Annotated in this window: 19 protein-coding genes; 7 read left to right on the top strand and 12 right to left on the bottom strand. The window is 54.9% G+C overall.

Annotation, left to right across the window (positions count from 1 at the left end; translation table 11 throughout):
• Positions 1–97 precede the first annotated feature (97 nt).
• From WB237_RS21160 to ftsY, 5 genes are all read right to left on the bottom strand, one after another.
• A complete protein-coding gene (locus WB237_RS21160) occupies positions 98–1,363 on the bottom strand; it encodes a 4-aminobutyrate--2-oxoglutarate transaminase (protein WP_336216124.1) in 1,266 nt (421 codons plus the stop codon).
• 136 nt (positions 1,364–1,499) lie between these two features.
• Entirely contained in the window at positions 1,500–2,357 is an 858-nt protein-coding gene (gene rpoH / locus WB237_RS21165) for an RNA polymerase sigma factor RpoH (protein WP_028017959.1), read from the bottom strand.
• Between the two features lie 251 nt (positions 2,358–2,608).
• Positions 2,609–3,664 carry a permease-like cell division protein FtsX gene (gene ftsX, locus WB237_RS21170; protein ID WP_028017960.1) on the bottom strand — a complete coding sequence of 352 codons (1,056 nt, stop codon included), beginning with the start codon at positions 3,662–3,664 and terminating at the stop codon, positions 2,609–2,611.
• Positions 3,657–4,322, bottom strand: coding sequence for a cell division ATP-binding protein FtsE (gene ftsE / locus WB237_RS21175; RefSeq protein WP_025758973.1), 666 nt, complete (start codon positions 4,320–4,322; stop codon positions 3,657–3,659). The genes ftsX and ftsE overlap by 8 nt, the downstream gene beginning before the upstream one ends.
• Positions 4,323–4,324: 2 nt before the next feature.
• A complete protein-coding gene (gene ftsY / locus WB237_RS21180) occupies positions 4,325–5,785 on the bottom strand; it encodes a signal recognition particle-docking protein FtsY (RefSeq protein ID WP_336216132.1) in 1,461 nt (486 codons plus the stop codon).
• Positions 5,786–5,912: 127 nt separating this feature from the next.
• On the opposite strand from ftsY, the gene rsmD reads away from it, so the two are divergent.
• Positions 5,913–6,515 carry a 16S rRNA (guanine(966)-N(2))-methyltransferase gene (gene rsmD, locus WB237_RS21185; protein ID WP_336216135.1) on the top strand — a complete coding sequence of 201 codons (603 nt, stop codon included), beginning with the start codon at positions 5,913–5,915 and terminating at the stop codon, positions 6,513–6,515.
• Positions 6,499–6,780 carry a DUF1145 family protein gene (locus tag WB237_RS21190; protein ID WP_049007747.1) on the top strand — a complete coding sequence of 94 codons (282 nt, stop codon included), beginning with the start codon at positions 6,499–6,501 and terminating at the stop codon, positions 6,778–6,780. The genes rsmD and WB237_RS21190 overlap by 17 nt, the downstream gene beginning before the upstream one ends.
• 58 nt (positions 6,781–6,838) lie before the next feature.
• On the opposite strand, the gene WB237_RS21195 is transcribed toward WB237_RS21190, so the two are convergent.
• On the bottom strand, positions 6,839–7,195 hold the full coding sequence (locus WB237_RS21195; RefSeq protein WP_049007748.1) for a DUF2500 domain-containing protein: 357 nt from the start codon (positions 7,193–7,195) through the stop codon (positions 6,839–6,841).
• 129 nt (positions 7,196–7,324) lie between these two features.
• Between WB237_RS21195 and WB237_RS21200 the strand changes: the two genes are divergently transcribed.
• A complete protein-coding gene (locus tag WB237_RS21200) occupies positions 7,325–7,951 on the top strand; it encodes a lysoplasmalogenase (RefSeq protein ID WP_114979566.1) in 627 nt (208 codons plus the stop codon).
• A gap of 76 nt (positions 7,952–8,027) precedes the next feature.
• Positions 8,028–10,199, top strand: a complete 2,172-nt coding sequence (zntA, locus tag WB237_RS21205) for a Zn(II)/Cd(II)/Pb(II) translocating P-type ATPase ZntA (RefSeq protein WP_336216140.1) — start codon at positions 8,028–8,030, stop codon at positions 10,197–10,199.
• A gap of 87 nt (positions 10,200–10,286) precedes the next feature.
• On the opposite strand, the gene ubiA is transcribed toward zntA, so the two are convergent.
• From ubiA to malK, 5 genes are all read right to left on the bottom strand, one after another.
• Positions 10,287–11,156, bottom strand: a complete 870-nt coding sequence (gene ubiA / locus WB237_RS21210) for a 4-hydroxybenzoate octaprenyltransferase (protein WP_336216144.1) — start codon at positions 11,154–11,156, stop codon at positions 10,287–10,289.
• 12 nt (positions 11,157–11,168) lie between these two features.
• Complete coding sequence (ubiC, locus tag WB237_RS21215; protein ID WP_336216147.1) at positions 11,169–11,666, bottom strand: chorismate lyase; 498 nt, start codon at positions 11,664–11,666, stop codon at positions 11,169–11,171.
• Positions 11,667–11,846: 180 nt separating this feature from the next.
• Positions 11,847–12,803, bottom strand: coding sequence for a maltose operon protein MalM (gene malM, locus WB237_RS21220; protein WP_336216150.1), 957 nt, complete (start codon positions 12,801–12,803; stop codon positions 11,847–11,849).
• Positions 12,804–12,916: 113 nt separating this feature from the next.
• Positions 12,917–14,230 (bottom strand): maltoporin, encoded by a 1,314-nt coding sequence (locus WB237_RS21225; RefSeq protein ID WP_128348333.1) that lies wholly within the window; start codon positions 14,228–14,230, stop codon positions 12,917–12,919.
• A gap of 71 nt (positions 14,231–14,301) precedes the next feature.
• Complete coding sequence (gene malK / locus WB237_RS21230) at positions 14,302–15,411, bottom strand: maltose/maltodextrin ABC transporter ATP-binding protein MalK (RefSeq protein WP_028017971.1); 1,110 nt, start codon at positions 15,409–15,411, stop codon at positions 14,302–14,304.
• 372 nt (positions 15,412–15,783) lie between these two features.
• On the opposite strand from malK, the gene malE reads away from it, so the two are divergent.
• The 3 genes from malE (at position 15,784) to malG (ending at position 19,545) form a co-directional block, all read left to right on the top strand.
• On the top strand, positions 15,784–16,974 hold the full coding sequence (gene malE, locus WB237_RS21235) for a maltose/maltodextrin ABC transporter substrate-binding protein MalE (protein ID WP_032666867.1): 1,191 nt from the start codon (positions 15,784–15,786) through the stop codon (positions 16,972–16,974).
• Positions 16,975–17,095: 121 nt separating this feature from the next.
• Positions 17,096–18,640, top strand: coding sequence for a maltose ABC transporter permease MalF (gene malF, locus WB237_RS21240; RefSeq protein WP_336216155.1), 1,545 nt, complete (start codon positions 17,096–17,098; stop codon positions 18,638–18,640).
• Positions 18,641–18,654: 14 nt separating this feature from the next.
• Positions 18,655–19,545 carry a maltose ABC transporter permease MalG gene (malG, locus tag WB237_RS21245; protein ID WP_014830272.1) on the top strand — a complete coding sequence of 297 codons (891 nt, stop codon included), beginning with the start codon at positions 18,655–18,657 and terminating at the stop codon, positions 19,543–19,545.
• 97 nt (positions 19,546–19,642) lie between these two features.
• On the opposite strand, the gene psiE is transcribed toward malG, so the two are convergent.
• Complete coding sequence (gene psiE, locus WB237_RS21250) at positions 19,643–20,053, bottom strand: phosphate-starvation-inducible protein PsiE (RefSeq protein ID WP_000202963.1); 411 nt, start codon at positions 20,051–20,053, stop codon at positions 19,643–19,645.
• Positions 20,054–20,153: the final 100 nt, after the last annotated feature.

The following is a 20,153-nucleotide window of genomic DNA, read 5'->3' on the forward strand; positions in this document are numbered from 1 at the left end:
CTCTGCTAAAACATACCCCATTTTTATGATTTTGGAATAGCTAATTTGAAATGAATATATGATAAGCCCGGCAGAGATTTCCGCCGGGCATATGGCTTTAACGTGTCAGCGACGCGGAGATGATGTCCAGCGCTTTACGGAACTGCACTTCAGGGATAGTCAGCGGATACAGGAAACGAATGACGTTGCCGTAGACGCCGCAGCTCAGAAGAAGTAGCCCTTCCTGCAACGCGCGTTCTTGTACCTGACGGGTGAATTCCGGCGACGGGAGCCCTGATTGCGGGTCGTTAAACTCCACCGCCACCATCGAGCCTTGCGCACGAATGTCAGCGATATACGGACAGTGTTCCTTCGCTTTGTTCAGCACTTCTATCAGGTGATGGCCAAGATGGGCCGAGCGCGTGCAGAGATCCTCTTCATCAATCACGTCCAGCACGGCATGCGCCGCCGCAATCGCCAGCGGGTTACCAGCGTAGGTTCCGCCCAACCCACCAGGTGCAGGTGCGTCCATCACCTCCGCACGGCCAGAAACCGCCGAGAGCGGCATCCCGCCCGCCAGGCTTTTCGCCATGGTGATCAGATCAGGCTTCACACAGTGGTGTTCCATCGAGAACAGCTTGCCGGTACGGGCGAAGCCGCTTTGCACCTCGTCGGCAATCAGCAAAATGCCGTGGGTATCGCACAGGGCGCGCAGGGCCTGCATAAAATCAGCAGGCGCAATGTTGAAACCACCTTCCCCCTGAACCGGCTCGAGAATAATAGCCGCGACCTGGTCGGGTGCGATATCCGCTTTAAAGATGCGTTCCAGGCTTTTCAACGCTTCCGCCGTGCTGATGCCGTGCAGTTCATTTGGATATTGCGCGTGGTAAACCGAGCCGGGGAACGGGCCAAAACCCAGTTTGTAGGGTGCCACTTTCCCCGTTAAAGCCATCGTCATAAAAGTGCGGCCGTGGAATGCACCACCGAAGGTGATAAGGCCAGGACGCCTGGTATACGCGCGGGCAATTTTTACGGCGTTTTCGACCGCCTCAGCCCCCGTGGAGAAGAACGCCGTTTTAGCCGGTCCCTCAACGGGCACGCGTTCATTGAGACGTTCGGCAAGCGCCACGTAGCCTTCGTACGGCACAATCTGGTAGGCCGTGTGGGTAAAGGCATGGAGTTGCTTTTCGATGGCGGCAATGACTTTTGGATGGCGATGGCCAGTATTCAGTACCGCGATCCCCGCGGCGAAGTCGATGTACTCGTTGCCTTCAACATCCCACACCGTGGCGTTTTCAGCTTTATCGGCATAAAAATTACACATCACGCCGATGCCGCGCGGCGTCGCCTGTAAACGCCGGTCGTTCAGTTCGTTATTTTTCACCCTGTCCCCCTGAGAAAGTCGCCTGCTTAGCGCATCAGTAAGTGTTTGCCAGGGGGAGGGAATTCGCCAGAGCGGGCGCTAAAAAAACAAAACCCCCGAATTTGCATTCGAGGGTTCTCGGTGTACTTCGCTTATCTTACGCTTCGATAGCGGCGCGAAGTTTTTTCATGGCGTTCTTCTCAAGCTGACGAACACGTTCAGCGGAAACGCCGTAGCGGTCGGCCAGTTCTTGCAGCGTGGACTTGTTGTCTTCGTCCAGCCAGCGGGCGCGGATAATATCCTGGCTACGTTCGTCGAGGCCTTCCATCGCATGGGTCAGCTTGTTCGCGGCCTGATCTTCCCAGTTATCCTCTTCAATGCCGTCAGCAAAGTTAGAGGTTTTATCCTGCAGATAAAGTACCGGTGCCATCGGCTGGCTGTCAGATGCGTCGTCGTCAGAGGACATATCAAAGGTCATGTCCTGCGCGGCCATACGGGATTCCATCTCACGCACATCTTTGCTGGATACGCCCAGCTCGCGCGCCACCATTTCAACTTCATCCTGATTGAACCAGCCCAGACGCTGCTTGGTTTTACGCAGGTTAAAGAACAGTTTGCGTTGCGCTTTTGTCGTGGCGACTTTCACAATACGCCAGTTACGCAGAACGTATTCGTGAATCTCTGCTTTGATCCAGTGCACGGCGAAGGAGACCAGTCGCACACCCACTTCCGGGTTGAAGCGACGCACAGCCTTCATCAGACCGATGTTACCTTCCTGAATCAAGTCCGCCTGCGGCAGGCCGTAGCCCGCATAATTACGAGCAACGTGAACAACAAAGCGCAGGTGAGACAGGATCAGCGTCTTAGCTGCTTCCAGATCGCCCTGGTAATGCAGCTTTTCAGCAAGCTCCTTTTCTTCCTCGGCCGTTAACATCGGCCAGGTGTTCGCAGCCCGGATGTAAGACTCCAGGTTACCAACAGGGGCTAAAGCTAAAGTTTGCATTTCTTTGGTCATTCATTCCTCTCAATGTTTCTTCTGGTCCAGGTTATCCCCATCAGGCAACAACCATGCCAAAGCGTTTGAGCAACGAGATTAGCATTCACTCTTGTATCAGACAGTGATTTTATCCACAAGTTCCAGGTGCAACGGTGAATAAATTACGCACAAAATGTGACATGAAGATGGTAACAGGGGAAGAGACAACAGGGACGCTTTCCCTGCAGAGCGAACATCTCGGTGCAGGGAAAGATTATATCACGCTTTTATTAATCGGGAGTAAAGTGACGTAAATGTTGCACCGTCGCCAGCCATGCAGCAACCCAGCCGATCATGGAGCAAACCAGCAGTAGCAACAGGCACTCATCGAACCCTAAGCCACTGATATCAAACTTCGTTCCAAAAACCTGTGCCACTTCTGTGACTGCCGATGACAGTCGCATCACCAAAATTTCTGACAGTATCAGTGAAAGAAATGCGCCGGAAAAACCGAGCAGTGCGCCGCCATAGAGGAACGGACGAAGGATGAAACCATCCGTCGCACCAATCAGTTTCTGCACGTTGATGGTATCGCGACGAGCGAAGATGCTCAGACGCACGCTGTTACCGATGACGAGGAAGACCGCCGCCACCATCAGCACGCCAATCATCGCCGCCACGCGGCCAACCAGCCCGGTCAGGGCAGAGAGACGCGCAAACCAGCTGTCATCCATGCGCACTTCATCAATGCCCTTAATGCGCGTGATGCGATCGCGCAGAGTGTTAAGCGAATCGGTCCCCTGGAAATCCAGCTTAGGGATCACCACCGCCACGGCAGGCAGCGGGTTCTCTTCGAGCATATCCAGCGCACCGCCAAAGCCTGACCAGTTGCGAAACTCACCCAGCGCGTCTTCACGCGAGAGATAGTTAACCTTCTCCACACCCTGCTCGGCCTGAATTTGCCCGACCACCTGTGCTGCGGCGTTATCGTCGAGCGCTTTATCCAGGTAGACCGTGATCTGTGGGGACGGGTAGTACTGCGAGGCCGCCTGGTTGACGTTTTTATAGACCATATAGCAGACACTTGGCAGCGTCAGGGAGATGGCAATCACCATCACCGTCAGGAACGTCGCCAGCGGTTTGCTTTTCAGGTCCTGCAGCGCGCCGTGGAAGGCATAACGCACCTGCTCGTTAAACACGTTGGTTTTGCGGGAGGCAGGCTTTGGCGCGGCTTTCTGGCGCTTTGGCGCATTACGATTGCCATCACCACCGCCCTGCGACTTACGGAAACGGTCAAACCGGTTCCCGAACTGTCGAATCTGGTTTATTGCATCACGCTTATTCACCATGGCCTCCGTGCAAATGACCGTCGCTCAGGGTCAGCATGCGGTACGAACGACGGGAAATAAGCCCGATATCGTGCGTCGCCATTAAAACCGTCACCCCTACGCGGTTAAATTCCTCAAACAGACGCAAAATCCCTTCTGACAGGGCGTCGTCCAGGTTACCGGTCGGTTCATCCGCCAGCAGCACCGCAGGCTTGTTCACCACCGCACGGGCAATGCCCACGCGCTGCTGCTCACCGCCGGAGAGCTGGATCGGGAAGTTCTTCGCTTTGTCCAGCAGCCCGACCTTATCCAGCGCCGCAGAGACGCGACGGCGGATATCATCATAGCTGGCACCGGCAATAATCAGCGGAATAGCCACGTTATCGAAAACGGTGCGATCCATCAGCAGGTGGTGGTCCTGGAAAATCATACCGATCTGACGACGCAGAAACGGTACTTCGCGATTTTTCAGGCGGCTTATCTCATGGCCGCCGAAAAAGATTTTCCCGGCACTTGGCCGTTCGATCCCACAGATAAGCTTGAGCAGGGTACTTTTCCCCGCGCCGGAATGGCCGGTCAGGAATGCCATCTCGCCCGGTTGCAGGTGGAATGTCACCCCCTGCAACGCTTGTCTCCCACCGAGATAGGCCTTGCTGACGTGTTCAAAGCGAATCATTGTTAGTCCTCTCGGGCAAATAGTGCCTCAATAAAGTCGTCCGCTTTAAACGGACGTAAATCTTCAATACGCTCGCCCACACCGATGTAACGGATAGGAATGCCGAACTGATCGGCCACGGAGAAGATCACCCCGCCTTTGGCGGTGCCGTCCAGTTTGGTCAGCGTGATCCCCGTCAGTCCTACCGCTTCATGGAACAGTTTTGCCTGACTAATGGCATTCTGTCCGGTGCTGGCATCAATGGTCAGCATAATTTCATGCGGTGCTTCTTCGTCCAGTTTTTTCATCACACGGACGATTTTCTTCAACTCTTCCATCAGGTGCGATTTGTTCTGCAAACGCCCTGCGGTATCGGCAATCAGTACATCCACGTTGCGCGCCTTCGCCGCCTGGATGGCGTCAAAGATAACGGATGCGGAATCCGCGCCAGTATGCTGGGCAATCACCGGGATGTTATTGCGCTGGCCCCAGACCTGCAGCTGCTCAACCGCTGCCGCACGGAAGGTATCGCCCGCCGCCAGCATTACCGATTTACCCTGTTGCTCGAACTGACGCGCCAGCTTGCCGATGGTGGTGGTTTTACCCACGCCGTTCACGCCAACCATCAGAATAACAAATGGCGTTTTGCCTTCAATATTAAGCGGTTCGTCAACTTTTGCGAGAATTTCACCCATCTCGTCTTTCAGCAGACCGTACAGCGCTTCGGCGTCACGCAGCTGTTTGCGGCTCGCCCCTTCGGTCAGGTTGGTGATGATCTTACGGGTGGTTTCCACACCGACGTCGGCGATCAGCAGTTGCTCTTCCAGCTCTTCAAACAGATCGTCGTCGATCTTCTTGCCGCGGAAAAGACTGATAAATCCGGAACCTAAGTTTTCTTTGGTTTTAAGCAGGCTGCGTTTCAGGCGGGCGAAGAAACCTTCTTTGGTCGGTTTTTCCTGTTCCTGAACGATCTCCTCTTCGGCCTGTTCTTCCACTGGCACCACGATAACCGCTTCTTCAGCCGCTTCTGCTGCCAGCGCCTGCGCTTCCAGCTCTTCGTCGGTCAGTTCAGGTTCGTTTTCGGCTTCTTCTTCCACCGCCTCAACAATTTCAACGGTTTCCGCTTCGTCCTGCCACTCTTCGGCAGAAACGGCTTCGGTTTTCACCTCTTCCGGCAGCGGCAGTTCTTCGTGTTCGATGACGGCCTGTGGTGCTTCGGGAATCTCTTCGGCGACAACCGGTTCTGGCTTCTCGCTTTCCTGAACCTGTTCAGTGACCTCAACCACCTCTTCAGCGAAAGATTCAATCTCTTCTTTGCTGTGTGCCGTCTCTTCCGCTTCGACAACCGCGGCGGTTTCTACAGGCGTTTCAGGCTGCGACTGCTCTTCAACGGCATGTTGCTCTTCGGTTTTCTGTTCTGTTTCTTGCTCTTTTTCACCGAAGCCCAGCCAGGAAAAGAAGCCACGTTTTTTTTGTTTTGCCATCTGCGACTACACTCCTCGCGGCGCTATATACATGGAAGCTAAAAAAATGATGAAATAGTCTAACACTTTACTTAATTGACATCACCGCCCGCAATCGCAGGCCAATTGTTAACAGAGCTTTCCTGAGATGAAGAAACCCAACCGCGCCCCGGCCGGTCAAATTCGTATTATCGGCGGTCAGTGGCGAGGCCGGAAACTACCGGTGCCGGACAGCCCCGGTTTACGCCCTACTACCGACCGCGTACGCGAGACGCTGTTTAACTGGCTGGCCCCGTCAATGGTAGACGCCCACTGTCTCGACTGTTTCGCCGGAAGCGGCGCACTCGGACTGGAAGCGCTGTCACGCTATGCCGCCAGCGCCACGCTGCTGGAGATGGAACGCGGCGTGGCGCAGACGCTGCAGCAAAATCTGGCGACGCTAAAGGCAACCAACGCTAAAGTCGTGAACACCAACACGCTGAGTTTCCTCGAGCAGAAAGGTACGCCACATAACGTGGTGTTTGTCGACCCACCGTTCCGTAAGGGGCTGCTGGAAGAGACGTTATCCCTGCTGGAGCAAAACGGCTGGCTGGCAGATGACGCATTGATTTACGTGGAAAGTGAAGTGGAAAACGGTTTACCGCCAGTTCCCGCTCACTGGGATCTGCACCGTGAAAAAGTGGCAGGTCAGGTCGCTTATCGTCTGTATCACCGTCAGTCACTAGGAGGATCCGATGCCGGTACTGATTAATCTGGGACGTTTGTTGATGCTGGGCGTCTGGGCGTTTTTAATTCTCAACCTGGTGCACCCGTTCCCGCGCCCGATGAATATTTTTGTTAACGTCGCGCTGGTTTTCACATCGTTTATGCACGCCCTGCAGATGGTGATGCTGAAAAATGGTCTGCCAAAAGATGGCCCGCAGATGACCGGCTGGCAACAGTTGCGCGTGTTTATTTTCGGCGTGTTTGAACTGCTGGTGTGGATGAAGAAATTTAAGGCGCAGGTGAAGAAGTAAGCAGCCTGGTTGCCCTCACCCTAACCCTCTCCCACAGGGAGAGGGGACCGATCGAGTATTATTCAGGCGTAAAACCTTCGAATCGGGACCCTTTATAACTCAGCGTCCCTTTCTCCCCCACCGTCAGTTGATGGTACTGCTGCGCCTCCAGGCGGAAGGTCATCTCCAGCCCGCCGGTTTCCGGCTTAAAGCTCGCTTCATAGCGCATTGTCGTACCTGCTGGCGTCACCTGCTGCTGGCGTGAACGGCGGTCGTTAAGCGGTTTTTCGCGTTTGTTCGTCACTACCACGCGCTTTTGCAGCAGCGGTGCAGCATCGTTATCCGCCTTCTCGCGGCGCTGCTGTACGAAACGGAACGAGGCGGCAATGACGATAATCGCCACCACGATAATGAAAAACAGCGGCATCTTGCTCATTCTAAAATCCCATCAGATTATGCGGAATTCAGGATACCCTGCCTTCCCCGCCATTGCCAAACGCCCGCCCGCATCACTACACTGGATCAGAAACTGATTATTCAGCCTTAACAGATACAGGGAGTTAATATGCTTTGGTCATTTATCGCTGTCTGTTTTTCCGCATGGCTTTATGTCGATGCGTCGTACCGCGGTCCCACCTGGCAGCGCTGGTTGTTTAAACCGGTCACGCTGTTGCTGCTTCTGCTGCTGGCCTGGCAAGCGCCGATGTTTAACGCCATAAGCTATCTGGTCCTCGCCGGGCTGTGTGCTTCCCTGATTGGCGATGCCTTAACCCTGCTGCCACGTCAGCGTCTGCTGTATGCCGTGGGGGCATTTTTCCTGTCGCATCTGCTGTATACCATCTATTTTGCCAGCCAGATGACGCTGTCATTCTTCTGGCCGCTGCCGCTGGTGCTGCTGGTGATTGGCGCACTGCTAATTGCAGTGATCTGGTCGCGTCTGGAAGAGATGCGTTTGCCGGTCTGCACCTTTATCGCCATGACGCTGGTGATGGTATGGCTGGCAGGCGAACTGTGGTTCTTCCGTCCAACGGCACCGGCGATGTCCGCGTTCTTCGGTGCAGCACTGTTGTTACTCGGGAATATCGTGTGGCTGGGCAGCCACTATCGCCGTCGTTTCCGGGCGGATAACGCGATTGCCGCCGCCTGCTACTTTGCCGGACACTTCCTGATTGTGCGCTCGCTGTATATTTAAATAAGCCTTGACTCTGGAGTCGACTCCAGAGTGTATGCTGCGGTTAATGAGAAAATTATCATTGCCGGAGACTGCCATGTCGACTCCAGAAACACCAAAAAAAGCCCCACAATTCTCAGCATTTAAGCTCAGTCCGGTTCCGCCGAAGGACGACTGCTGCTGCGATGGTGCGTGCGAAACACAAACCGAAATACTCCCTGAAAACGGCAACCGCTACAGTTGGGTCGTCAACGGTATGGACTGCGCCGCCTGCGCCCGTAAAGTTGAAAACGCGGTAAAACAGGTGCCGGGTGTGAGTCATGTCCAGGTTCTGTTTGCCACTGAAAAGCTGCTGGTCAGCGCGGATAACGACATTAGCAAACAGGTTGAAGCTGCCGTAAATCAGGCAGGTTACAGTCTGCATAGCGAAAATGCTCCGGCAGAAAAAACCTCCTCCCTGCGAGAAAATCTACCGCTTATTACCCTCATCATCATGATGGCCCTGAGCTGGGGACTGGAACAGATTAACCATCCGTTCGGCAATCTGGCATTCATCGCCACCACGCTGGTTGGGCTGTTCCCGATTGCCCGTCAGGCATTGCGGCTGATGAAAAGCGGAAGCTGGTTTGCCATCGAAACGCTGATGAGCGTGGCCGCTATTGGTGCACTGTTTATTGGTGCGACAGCTGAAGCGGCGATGGTGCTGCTGCTGTTCTTAATCGGTGAACGTCTTGAGGGCTGGGCCGCCAGCCGCGCGCGTAAAGGAGTCAGCGCGCTAATGGCGCTGAAACCTGAAACCGCCACACGCGTGATCAACGACAACCGGGAAACCGTCGCCATCAACACGCTGCGCCCGGGCGATGTGATTGAAGTCGCTGCAGGCGGGCGTCTGCCTGCAGACGGTGAGTTACTCACCGCAACAGCAAGCTTCGACGAAAGCGCCCTCACCGGAGAATCCATTCCGGTTGAACGCACAACCGGTGAAAAAGTGCCTGCGGGTGCCACCAGTGTCGATCGTCTGGTACAACTGACGGTGCTTTCCGAACCCGGTGACAGCGCCATCGACCGTATCCTGAAGCTGATTGAAGAAGCCGAAGAGCGTCGTGCGCCAGTTGAGCGGTTTATCGATCGCTTCAGCAGGATTTACACCCCCGCCATCATGCTGGTGGCTCTGCTGGTCACTGTCGTTCCACCCCTGTTCTTCGGCGCACCGTGGGAAGGCTGGATTTATAAAGGTCTGACGCTGCTGTTGATTGGCTGTCCGTGTGCGCTGGTGATCTCCACCCCGGCGGCCATCACATCCGGGCTTGCGGCGGCAGCACGTCGAGGTGCTCTGATCAAAGGCGGAGCCGCCCTGGAACAGCTAAGCCAGGTTCAGCACATTGCCTTCGATAAAACCGGTACGCTGACCGTAGGTAAGCCGCAGGTGACCGGTGTTTATCCGCAGGAAATCAGTGAAAACGAACTGCTGACATTGGCCGCTGCCGTAGAGCAAGGTTCAACCCACCCGCTGGCGCAGGCAATTGTGCGTGAAGCGAAGGCGCGTGAACTCACCATCCCTGCGGCAACTGCCCAGCGGGCACTGATGGGCTCAGGCATTGAGGCCGTCGTCGACGGCAAAAAGGTGCTGATTGTCGCGGCTGGCAAGTCTTCTACTCCAGAGGTTGAGGCGTTAGAACAGACCGGGCAAACGGTCGTAGTCGTCATGCAGGACGGCGTGGCGAGGGGAATGCTGGCATTGCGCGATACCCTGCGTGATGACGCAAAAGAAGCCGTGGCGGCGCTGCATCAACTGGGCGTACAGGGCGTTATTCTTACAGGCGATAACCCTCGTGCGGCGGCAGCGATTGCCGGTGAACTGGGGCTGGAATTTAAAGCCGGATTGTTGCCTGCAGATAAGGTCAGCGCAGTCACAGAGTTGAACGCTCATGCCCCGCTGGCGATGGTCGGAGACGGAATTAACGATGCCCCGGCGATGAAAGCGTCCACCATTGGTATTGCGATGGGCAGCGGTACCGACGTGGCGCTGGAAACGGCCGACGCGGCGCTGACCCACAACCGCCTGACCGGGCTGGCGCAGATGATCGATCTTGCGCGAGCGACGCGTGCCAATATCCGTCAGAACATCGGTATTGCGCTCGGGCTGAAAGGGATATTCCTGGTGACCACCCTGCTCGGCATGACCGGGCTGTGGCTGGCGGTGCTGGCGGATACCGGCGCAACGGTGCTGGTGACGGCGAACGCGCTTCGGCTGCTGCGTCGCCGGTAAAAAAAGCCCGGTGGCGCTAACGCTTACCGGGCCTACATGTCCTGCTAACTCGTAGGTCGGGTAAGGCGAAGCCGCCACCCGACTTTTTTATAAGAAATAGCTCATCGCCAGGCCTAAAAACAGCACCAGACCGACGTAGTTATTATTCATAAACGCCTTAAAACAGGCTTCACGCTCGCGCTTCGCAATCAGCTTTTGCTGGTACGCAAACAGCAAGCCCGCCACCAGCACGGACCAGTAAAACTCCCAGTTCAGCCCGTTCATGCGACCAATCGCGACCATCAGTGCCAGTACCGCGACCTGCAGGATACCGATAATCAGCTTGTCCTGACGACCAAAGAGGATAGCGGTTGATTTGATGCCAATTTTCAGGTCATCGTCGCGGTCTACCATCGCGTATTGCGTGTCATATGCCACGGCCCAGAGTATATTCGCCAGGAACATCAGCCAGCAGCTGAGTGGTAAGGACTCACTAACTGCCGCAAATGCCATCGGAATCGACCAGCCAAATGCCGCCCCCAGCACCACCTGAGGCAGATGGGTATAGCGTTTCATAAACGGATACACCCAGGCCAGGGCCAGCGCCGCAACGGAAAGCAGAATGGTCATGGTGTTAAGGGTTAACACCAGCAGGAAAGAGAACAGCACCAGAACAATGAACAGCACGCGGGCTTCTTTCCCGGTGACTTGCCCGCTGGGTAACGGACGACCGGCAGTACGTTTTACATGCCCGTCGAATTTACGATCGGCATAGTCATTGACCACGCAGCCTGCCGCGCGCATCAGCCAGACGCCGGCAACGAATACGCCCAGGATCCACAGCGGCGGCACGCCCGGCGTCGCGACCCACAGCGCCCATAAGGTCGGCCACAGCAACAGTAACGCGCCAATCGGTTTATCGGTACGCATTAAGCGGTGATAGGCCAACAGCTTATTCTGCGTCAGGCTCCACTCCATTTTTTCTTCCTCTTAGTACAACGGCGATGCCGGTAAAAAAAGCTCCGTCAGTATTAACGGTTTACCGCTCAGGCGAAGGCGGGAACGACGCCCCCACAGTTCGGCATCACGACCAATCTCAATAAAATCTCGGGTAAGCTCAGACGAGGTGAAAAGGTAACGCCCCAGAGGCGTTTTCCCCAGCCGTTGCAGCGCCAGCTCGGGCCCGGAAAGGGTGGATTCGGGCACCACCGTCCGCCCGGCAAGCCATGGCTCGCCATCAGCGCAGAGTAAAATTTCACGCAGCCAGTAACGTGGCTCTTGCGGCAATAGCGGCAGCTCGGCAGCAATCTCATCGCCAGAGACAAACCCTTCCTGAATCAGGGTCACCGTGACCGTTTTACCCTGTTGTTCAAAACGTTTCGTCATGGAATCTTCCAGCAGCAACCAGTCCAGTTGCTGCGGTTCAAGCGCAGGTATTTGGTCGAAATAGCGCAGCGCACGCAGTTGCGTTAGCGCAGGGTGTGACATGCCAGACTCTCCGATACATAACGTGATGGCATTGTATCGCAGAAAAGCAGATTGAGGGCGGCCAAACGTTATTTAACGATCACTATCGCAACAAGAGCGCAACAGCCCGGAGAATACCAAAAAAAGTGCGCCCACTCAGGCGCACCAAACTACTAACAAATCAGCACTGTGGGGAAACGGTTACCCCTTGCCTTTTACACTGCTGATAAAGGTGGAACGGGCAGTGGTTGAACCTAAACGTTCGGCTTCATCAAGCAGTTTCAGCGCTTTATCGACATCGCCGCGCTTCACCGCCTGCTTAATGGCGTTGTTGAAGTATTCTTCGGTGTCGTTCAGTACCGGTTCAGCTTTCTTCGATGGGACTGGTGCAGCGGCGGCTACCGGTGCGGCAGCGGCTGTGGCGGCTGGAGCGGCATACACAGGCGCGGCTGTATTGCCTACTGTGACAGGGCCAGTACCGGAAGAGCCAAACAGTGGGCCAACCAGCACGCTGGATGCATTGTTTGTTGAGACTTTCAGCTTAAGCAAACCGTCGGTGACGTGACGCGCTAATGGATCCGGGATATCCGGAACCGAGTTGCCGGTACCTTTCGCATAGGCTTTTGCCGGATCGATAAGCTTAGTGGTCTGCTGCAGATCTTTTTCGGTTGTGAAAACCAGAACATAAATCTTCTGCTGGCCCAGGGCAGGCGTCAGGCGCATTTTGCCTTCCAGACGGTCAGCGCTCATCACGCCTGGTTCCTGGTAACTAAAATATTCGCTTGGGAAGAAAGCAGATGGCGTCAGGTTCTGATCCAGAATCAGTACGTTAGGCGCGAAGACGCTGGTTTGCTTGTTCACTTCGCTGGTCAGCGTCAGGGTTAGCTCACCAATGTTGGCCGGCACGCTGTAGGCGGCAACCGGCCCGGTGATCCCCGGCACGTTCAGTTGCTGGCCGCCCGTAGAAAGCTGTGTCGACTGCGTTTTGGATTGATCAACTGGCGTCCAGGTCAGTTGCTGGAGCGCCGCCGCAGGGATAGCCGGCGCAGCGCTGGTATTTTGTGGTACGAAATTCACGTCTGCAAAGGAGACCGCCGGAACACAGGCCATCAGCCCCGCAGAGAGGCACAGCGCGACGAGACTTTTCTTCATTTTCATTGTTATTACCTCTGATAGCGTGAGCACTGCGGTGGCCAGGCAATAGCGCGCAGCACCCTAAGGATAGAGGGGCCTGCGCCCCTCTTTTAGGTCATTACGTCAGGTCTAACGAATTACCACCAGATTTCCATCTGGGCACCGAAGGTCCACTCATCAGAGTCGCCGCGGCTGAAGGTTTTTGCGGACGTGTCGCTGTACGCAATACCAGAGTCATAGCCTGCACCGGAGTCGCCGTTCGCGTAGCCCCATTTTTCATCCCACTTCGCGTAAGTTGCGAAGACACGGATAGCTGGACGGGACCAGATGCTGTCGCCTGCCTGCCATTGTTGTGCCAGGGTGATTTTGTACTGACTGTTGGTGTCGTCGGTTTTCTGAGACTTAACGTTGTCGTAGCCCACTTCTAACAGGGTGCTCATGATTGGCGTCCATTTGTACATAGGACGCACACCGACGGTCCACCATTTGGTGCCGTTGTTGTTATCCAGGTTGATGTCCTGGTACATACCTACGTACATCAGATCCCAGGAGTCGCCCAGAGAGATCGCACCGTGGTCCAGAACACGCCACATGTCGCCGTTGTTGTTGATGCTACCACCTTCCGGACGGCCCTTGCCGTTAGAGGTCATAGAGTCAGTTGCGTACTGCAGCACAAACTTGTTGAAGCCCTTCAGCATGCTCTGGGTATGTTCAGCGGTGAACATCCAACCGTCTTTAGATGCGCCAGGCTGCAGGTAGTAGTCATCTGGAATATTGGTGTGACCATAATCAACACCGAACTCCAGCGTACCGCCTTCATTGACCTGCATCTGTGCTAAACGGACGTCGAAGACATCGTTCGGTACCAGGTTGTCATAAATACGGTTACCCAGCGCGTCACGATCGGCAAAGGTCGCTGAACCGCCCGCTTCGGAAGAACGGGTTGCAGCCAGAGAGAGCTTACCGAAGCCCAGGTCGATGTTTTCGATACCCGCACCAGGACCAGAAATATCCCAGTAGTAGAAGTCAATCATGTGAACGTCATGACGCTGATAGAAGCGCTTACCGGCCCAGATGGTGGAACCTGGCAGTGCGTCAATCAGGTTTTTACCCTGCACGTTAGCTTCACGGAAGGCCGGGCTGGTAGATTCCCAGTCGTTCTGCTGAGAGACGGAATACGCAACGTTGGTGTCGAAATAGAAGCTCTTATCGCCTTCTTTCCACACTTCCTGGCCCAGTTTCAATTCCGCATAGGTTTCACATTCGTTACCGAGACGGTATTTACTTTGTGCACCGGTTGCCTGGAAACACTGTTGCTCACCGCCACTCCCTGTCCAGCCAATGCCGGAACGAGCATAACCTTTAAAGTCCACAGCACCCGCCTGGGCAGACAGGATGCCTGCCGCAATGGCGATTGCCAGAGGGACTTGTTTGCGCAGAGTAATCATCATTCTATCTCCTGAGATCATTGCTTTTCTTTGAACACTTCACCTGTCGGTTTCGTGTCTTCTTTTGGGATTGCTTAAACGCCTGGCTCTTTGTGCAACCGACGACATGCAGTGCCATCCTCACGGAACAGATGGCAACGCTCTGGCGGCAAGCCGATAGCGAATGTGGCACCCTCTTCTACCAACACCACGTCATTCTGGCGGTAGACCAGGTTTTGACGGATGGCGGGGATCTGGATATGAATCTGTGTTTCGTGACCAAGCTGTTCGACAACCTGAACTTCACCTTCCAGCGTCACATCAGCGATGTGGCTCGGCAGCAGGTGCTCAGGACGAATACCGAGAGACATGTTTGCCCCGACCTGTACGTTGGCGCTGTCGACCGGCAGCCAGACCTGCTGGCGGTTTGGCAGCTCCACCTGTACCTGTTCGATCGCAGTTGCCGTCACTTTGACGGGCAGGAAGTTCATCTTTGGTGAGCCAATGAAGCCCGCAACAAAGCGGTCTGCCGGGTAGTGATAAAGCTCCAGCGGTTTGCCCACCTGCGCCACGCGACCGGCGTCCAGCACCACAATTTTGTCGGCGAGGGTCATCGCTTCGACCTGATCGTGGGTGACGTAAATCATCGTGCGGCCAAGACGTTTGTGCAGACGGGAGATTTCAATACGCATCTGGACACGCAGAGCGGCATCCAGGTTAGAAAGGGGTTCATCGAGCAGGAACACGCGCGGTTCCGCCACCAGGGTACGGCCAATCGCCACACGCTGACGCTGACCACCTGAAAGCGCTTTCGGTTTACGCTCAAGCAGGTGCGCCAGCTGTAACACTTCCGCCACCTGCGTGACGCGCTGGTTAATCACGTCTTTCTTCGCACCCGCTAGCTTCAGGCCAAAGGACATGTTTTCGGCAACGGACAGATGGGGATAAAGCGCATAAGACTGGAACACCATGCCTACGCCACGTTCGGCAGGCGGAATGTCGTTCATACGGGTGTCACCAATAAACAAATCGCCACTGGTGATAGTTTCAAGACCGGCAATCATACGCAGCAGAGTAGATTTACCGCAGCCTGATGGGCCGACAAATACCACGAATTCACCTTCGTGGATGTCCAGATTGATGTCTTTCGACACCACAACGTCACCCCAGGCTTTCGTTACATTACGCAGCTGTACGCTCGCCATACCCTTCTCCCTTCGTTACAACCTGTCGCCGACAGAAACATTCAAGATAAGTTCACTATGGGGTATCCATTACTTTCCCGAATCCTCCACCCCCCGGCTTTTTTATGGGGGAGGAGGCGGGAGGATGAGGGAGCAGGCTCTGCGACCGCGGCTGGAGGGCTGAGGCAAAATTCGTGAAGCTACCTGCAAAATTCAGTGTGTTTTTATGTGCGCCAGCACTCATAACTTAAATTTATGCAACGAAGATCACACAAACCGGGGGTGGGGCGTAGGGGTTGGGAGGATGGAAAGAGGATGTCAAATAAGGAGACTGAGTCACGTTGAACCACCTCATTGTATCCACGAGCACATCACCAAAAAAGGATGGCAGATATGAAGATCAAGACTGGCGCACGTGTTTTCGCATTGTCCGCCCTTGCAGCAATGATGATTTCCGCACCGGCTCTCGCCAAAATTGAAGAAGGTAAGCTGGTAATCTGGATTAACGGCGATAAAGGCTACAACGGCCTGGCCGAAGTGGGTAAAAAATTCGAGAAAGACACCGGTATCAAAGTGACCGTAGAACACCCGGATAAGCTGGAAGAGAAATTCCCACAGGTTGCAGCAACCGGTGACGGCCCGGACATCATCTTCTGGGCACATGACCGTTTCGGTGGTTACGCGCAGTCTGGTCTGCTGGCAGAAGTCACGCCGGATAAAGCCTTCCAGGACAAACTGTTCCCGTTCACCTGGGACGCCGTTCGCTATAACGGCAAGCTGATCGCTTACCCAATCGCGGTTGAAGCCTTGTCTCTGATTTACAACAAAGACCTGGTACCTAACCCCCCGAAAACCTGGGAAGAGATCCCGAAACTGGATAAAGAGCTGAAAGCGAAAGGTAAGAGCGCGCTGATGTTCAACCTACAGGAACCGTACTTCACCTGGCCGCTGATTGCCGCCGATGGTGGTTATGCGTTCAAGTTTGAAAACGGCAAATATGACGTGAAAGACGTGGGCGTGGACAACGCTGGCGCGAAAGCGGGTCTGACCTTCCTGGTTGACCTCATCAAGAACAAACATATGAACGCGGATACCGATTACTCCATCGCAGAAGCGGCGTTCAACAAAGGCGAAACCGCGATGACCATCAACGGTCCGTGGGCCTGGACCAACATCGACAAGAGCAAAATCAACTACGGTGTGACGCTGCTGCCAACCTTCAAAGGCAAGCCGTCTAAACCGTTCGTTGGTGTGCTGAGCGCGGGTATCAACGCGGCAAGCCCGAACAAAGAGCTGGCGAAAGAGTTCCTGGAAAACTACCTGCTGACCGATCAGGGTCTGGATGAAGTGAACAAGGACAAACCGCTGGGTGCCGTTGCGCTGAAATCCTTCCAGGATCATCTGGCAAAAGACCCACGTATTGCGGCCACAATGGATAACGCCCAGAAAGGCGAAATCATGCCGAACATCCCGCAAATGGCAGCGTTCTGGTACGCCACCCGTACTGCGGTCATCAATGCGGCAAGCGGTCGTCAGACTGTTGATGCCGCGCTGAAAGATGCGCAGGGTCGTATTACTAAGTAAGTCTGAAAAACGGCGGGTGGCGCATGCGCTTACCCGCCCTACGACTACGGCACGATCCGTAGGTCAGGTAAGCGCAGCGCCACCTGACGATAAGTTTCCACCGTTGTAGAGGAATAACCCCATGGATGTCATTAAAAAGAAACACTGGTGGCAAAGCGACGCGCTGAAATGGTCAGTGATGGGTCTGCTGTGTCTGCTGGTGGGTTACCTTGTTGTTTTAATGTACGTACAAGGGGAATATCTGTTTGCCATCATGACGCTGATTTTAAGCTCTGCTGGCCTGTATATTTTCGCTAACCGTAAAGCCTATGCCTGGCGTTATGTCTACCCGGGTGTCGCCGGGATGGGGCTGTTTGTTCTCTTCCCACTGATTTGTACTATCGCCATTGCGTTTACCAACTACAGCAGTACCAACCAGCTGGCGCAAGAACGCGCAACGCAGGTGCTTCTGGATCGCTCGTATCAGGCAGGCAAGACCTTTAACTTCGGCTTGTATCCTGCGGGAAACGAGTGGAAGTTAGCGCTTACTGACGAAGCAAGCAACAAATACTATGTCTCCGACGCGTTCAAATTTGGCGGCGAGCAGAAGCTGGCCTTAAAAGAGGCCGCAGCGCTGCCGGAAGGCGAACGTGCCAACCTGCGCGTCATTACCCAAAACCGTCAGGCACTGACCCAGCTCACCGCCGTACTGCCAGACGAAAGCAAAGTGACCATGAGCTCGCTGCGCCAGTTCTCCGGCACGCAGCCACTCTACACGCTGGCGGATGACGGCACGCTGACCAACAACCAGAGCGGCGTGAAATATCGTCCGAACAACGACATTGGTTTCTATCAGTCCATTACAGCCGATGGCAAATGGGGTGATGATAAGCTCAGCCCTGGCTATACCGTCACCATTGGCTGGGACAACTTTACCCGCGTGTTTACCGACGAAGGCATTCAGAAACCGTTCTTCGCCATCTTCGTCTGGACGGTGGTCTTCTCGGTTCTGACCGTGATCCTGACAGTGGCTGTGGGCATGGTTCTGGCCTGTCTCGTGCAGTGGGAAGCCCTGAAAGGCAAAGCGATTTATCGCGTGCTGCTGATTCTGCCGTACGCCGTGCCATCGTTTATCTCGATTCTGATTTTCAAAGGGCTGTTTAACCAGAGCTTCGGTGAAATCAACATGATGCTGAGCGCACTGTTTGGTATCAAACCGGCCTGGTTCAGCGACCCGACGACTGCCCGCTCCATGATTATCATCGTCAATACCTGGCTGGGTTATCCATACATGATGATCCTGTGCATGGGGCTGCTGAAGGCTATCCCGGACGATCTGTACGAAGCCTCGGCGATGGACGGCGCGGGTCCGTTCCAGAACTTCTTTAAGATTACACTGCCGCTGCTCATTAAGCCGCTTACGCCGCTGATGATTGCCAGCTTCGCCTTCAACTTTAACAACTTCGTGCTGATTCAGCTGTTGACCAACGGCGGCCCTGACCGTCTTGGCACCACCACGCCAGCGGGCTATACCGACCTGCTCGTAAGCTACACCTACCGTATCGCCTTTGAAGGCGGCGGCGGTCAGGACTTCGGTCTGGCGGCGGCGATTGCCACCCTGATCTTCCTGCTGGTTGGCGCCCTGGCGATTGTGAACCTGAAAGCCACACGAATGAAATTTGACTAAGGAGGGCATCGATCATGGCTATGGTACAACCCAAATCTCAGAAACTGCGCCTCCTGGCGACGCATTTAGGTCTGCTGATTTTTATTGCGGCGATCATGTTCCCGCTGCTGATGGTCATCGCCATCTCCCTGCGTTCGGGTAACTTCGCCACCGGGAGCCTGATCCCGGATGAAATCTCCTGGGAGCACTGGAAGCTCGCGCTGGGCTTCAGCGTGGAACACGCAGATGGTCGCGTCACACCGCCGCCGTTCCCGGTACTGTTATGGCTGTGGAACTCGGTGAAAATTGCCGGGATCACTGCGATAGGTATCGTGACGCTCTCCACCACGTGTGCGTACGCTTTCGCCCGTATGAAGTTCCCGGGCAAGGCCTCACTGCTGAAAGGGATGCTGATTTTCCAGATGTTCCCGGCGGTACTGTCGCTGGTCGCGTTGTATGCCTTGTTTGACCGTCTGGGCCAGTATGTGCCGTTTATCGGCCTGAACACCCACGGTGGCGTAATCTTCGCCTATCTTGGCGGTATCGCACTGCATGTGTGGACTATCAAAGGGTATTTCGAAACCATCGACGGCTCGCTGGAAGAAGCTGCGGCACTGGATGGTGCAACTCCGTGGCAGGCGTTCCGGCTGGTTCTGCTGCCGCTGTCGGTACCTATCCTGGCAGTGGTGTTTATCCTGTCGTTTATCGCTGCCATCACCGAAGTACCCGTCGCCTCTCTGTTACTGCGCGATGTGAATAGCTACACCCTGGCCGTCGGTATGCAGCAATACCTCAACCCGCAAAACTACCTGTGGGGCGACTTTGCGGCGGCGGCGGTGCTCTCCGCCATCCCGATTACCGTGGTATTCCTGCTGGCACAACGCTGGCTGGTGAATGGCCTGACGGCGGGCGGTGTGAAAGGTTAAGTTTCATTTTGTTATGCCACTGCAACCCTCAACTTTAGACGTATTGTATTGACCCAACTTGTGACTGTTGTTAGGCGGCCTCCGGGCCGCCATTTTTTTATTCGCGTTTCAGCCGCTTCGAGTTACACAGCCAGAGGGTGATCACCAGCAGCAGGATCGCCGCCGAGTAGATCAGCACGTCGAGCGGGGATTTATGATCGACGATGATCAGCCGCACTATCGCGGTGATCCCAATGTAGACGAAATAACGCAGCGGGAAGTGAAAGCCGGACTGAAAGTACTTCACAATCAGGGCGATAAATTCAAAGTAGAGAAAGTAGACCACCAGTCCTTCCACCAGCGCATATTTGCTGGTTTGCTCGGGGGCGAACAGCACATCCGCCAGATGCACCGTCTCTTTACCCAAAAAGACGACCAGTATCAGTCCAAGGCTCAACAGACCGAGGTTCAGCACGGTCTGGAGGATAGTTGAGATAAACTCAACGCGCGGGCGAGTCAGGGATGTCATACAGCACCTCATTCTCCAGGGCGAGGTTCCTGTATAACGCAAAAATGTGACGGAGATCTATATTTTTTGTTTATATTTGGCGTATTCGCCCGGTGGCGAA

The sequence above is a fragment of the Enterobacter sp. P82 genome, assembly GCF_037053385.1.
Lineage (GTDB): Bacteria > Pseudomonadota > Gammaproteobacteria > Enterobacterales > Enterobacteriaceae > Enterobacter.

Bases quoted from the DNA above. Each gene is read 5' to 3' on its own strand.
- rpoH (WP_028017959.1), bottom strand. From the start codon at position 2,357: ATGACCAAAGAAATGCAAACTTTAGCTTTAGCCCCTGTTGGTAACCTG.
- ftsE (WP_025758973.1), bottom strand. From the start codon at position 4,322: ATGATTCGCTTTGAACACGTCAGCAAGGCCTATCTCGGTGGGAGACAA.
- ftsY (WP_336216132.1), bottom strand. From the start codon at position 5,785: ATGGCAAAACAAAAAAAACGTGGCTTCTTTTCCTGGCTGGGCTTCGGT.
- rsmD (WP_336216135.1), top strand. From the start codon at position 5,913: ATGAAGAAACCCAACCGCGCCCCGGCCGGTCAAATTCGTATTATCGGC.
- WB237_RS21190 (WP_049007747.1), top strand. From the start codon at position 6,499: ATGCCGGTACTGATTAATCTGGGACGTTTGTTGATGCTGGGCGTCTGG.
- WB237_RS21195 (WP_049007748.1), bottom strand. From the start codon at position 7,195: ATGAGCAAGATGCCGCTGTTTTTCATTATCGTGGTGGCGATTATCGTC.
- WB237_RS21200 (WP_114979566.1), top strand. From the start codon at position 7,325: ATGCTTTGGTCATTTATCGCTGTCTGTTTTTCCGCATGGCTTTATGTC.
- zntA (WP_336216140.1), top strand. From the start codon at position 8,028: ATGTCGACTCCAGAAACACCAAAAAAAGCCCCACAATTCTCAGCATTT.
- ubiA (WP_336216144.1), bottom strand. From the start codon at position 11,156: ATGGAGTGGAGCCTGACGCAGAATAAGCTGTTGGCCTATCACCGCTTA.
- ubiC (WP_336216147.1), bottom strand. From the start codon at position 11,666: ATGTCACACCCTGCGCTAACGCAACTGCGTGCGCTGCGCTATTTCGAC.
- malM (WP_336216150.1), bottom strand. From the start codon at position 12,803: ATGAAAATGAAGAAAAGTCTCGTCGCGCTGTGCCTCTCTGCGGGGCTG.
- WB237_RS21225 (WP_128348333.1), bottom strand. From the start codon at position 14,230: ATGATGATTACTCTGCGCAAACAAGTCCCTCTGGCAATCGCCATTGCG.
- malK (WP_028017971.1), bottom strand. From the start codon at position 15,411: ATGGCGAGCGTACAGCTGCGTAATGTAACGAAAGCCTGGGGTGACGTT.
- malE (WP_032666867.1), top strand. From the start codon at position 15,784: ATGAAGATCAAGACTGGCGCACGTGTTTTCGCATTGTCCGCCCTTGCA.
- malF (WP_336216155.1), top strand. From the start codon at position 17,096: ATGGATGTCATTAAAAAGAAACACTGGTGGCAAAGCGACGCGCTGAAA.
- malG (WP_014830272.1), top strand. From the start codon at position 18,655: ATGGCTATGGTACAACCCAAATCTCAGAAACTGCGCCTCCTGGCGACG.
- psiE (WP_000202963.1), bottom strand. From the start codon at position 20,053: ATGACATCCCTGACTCGCCCGCGCGTTGAGTTTATCTCAACTATCCTC.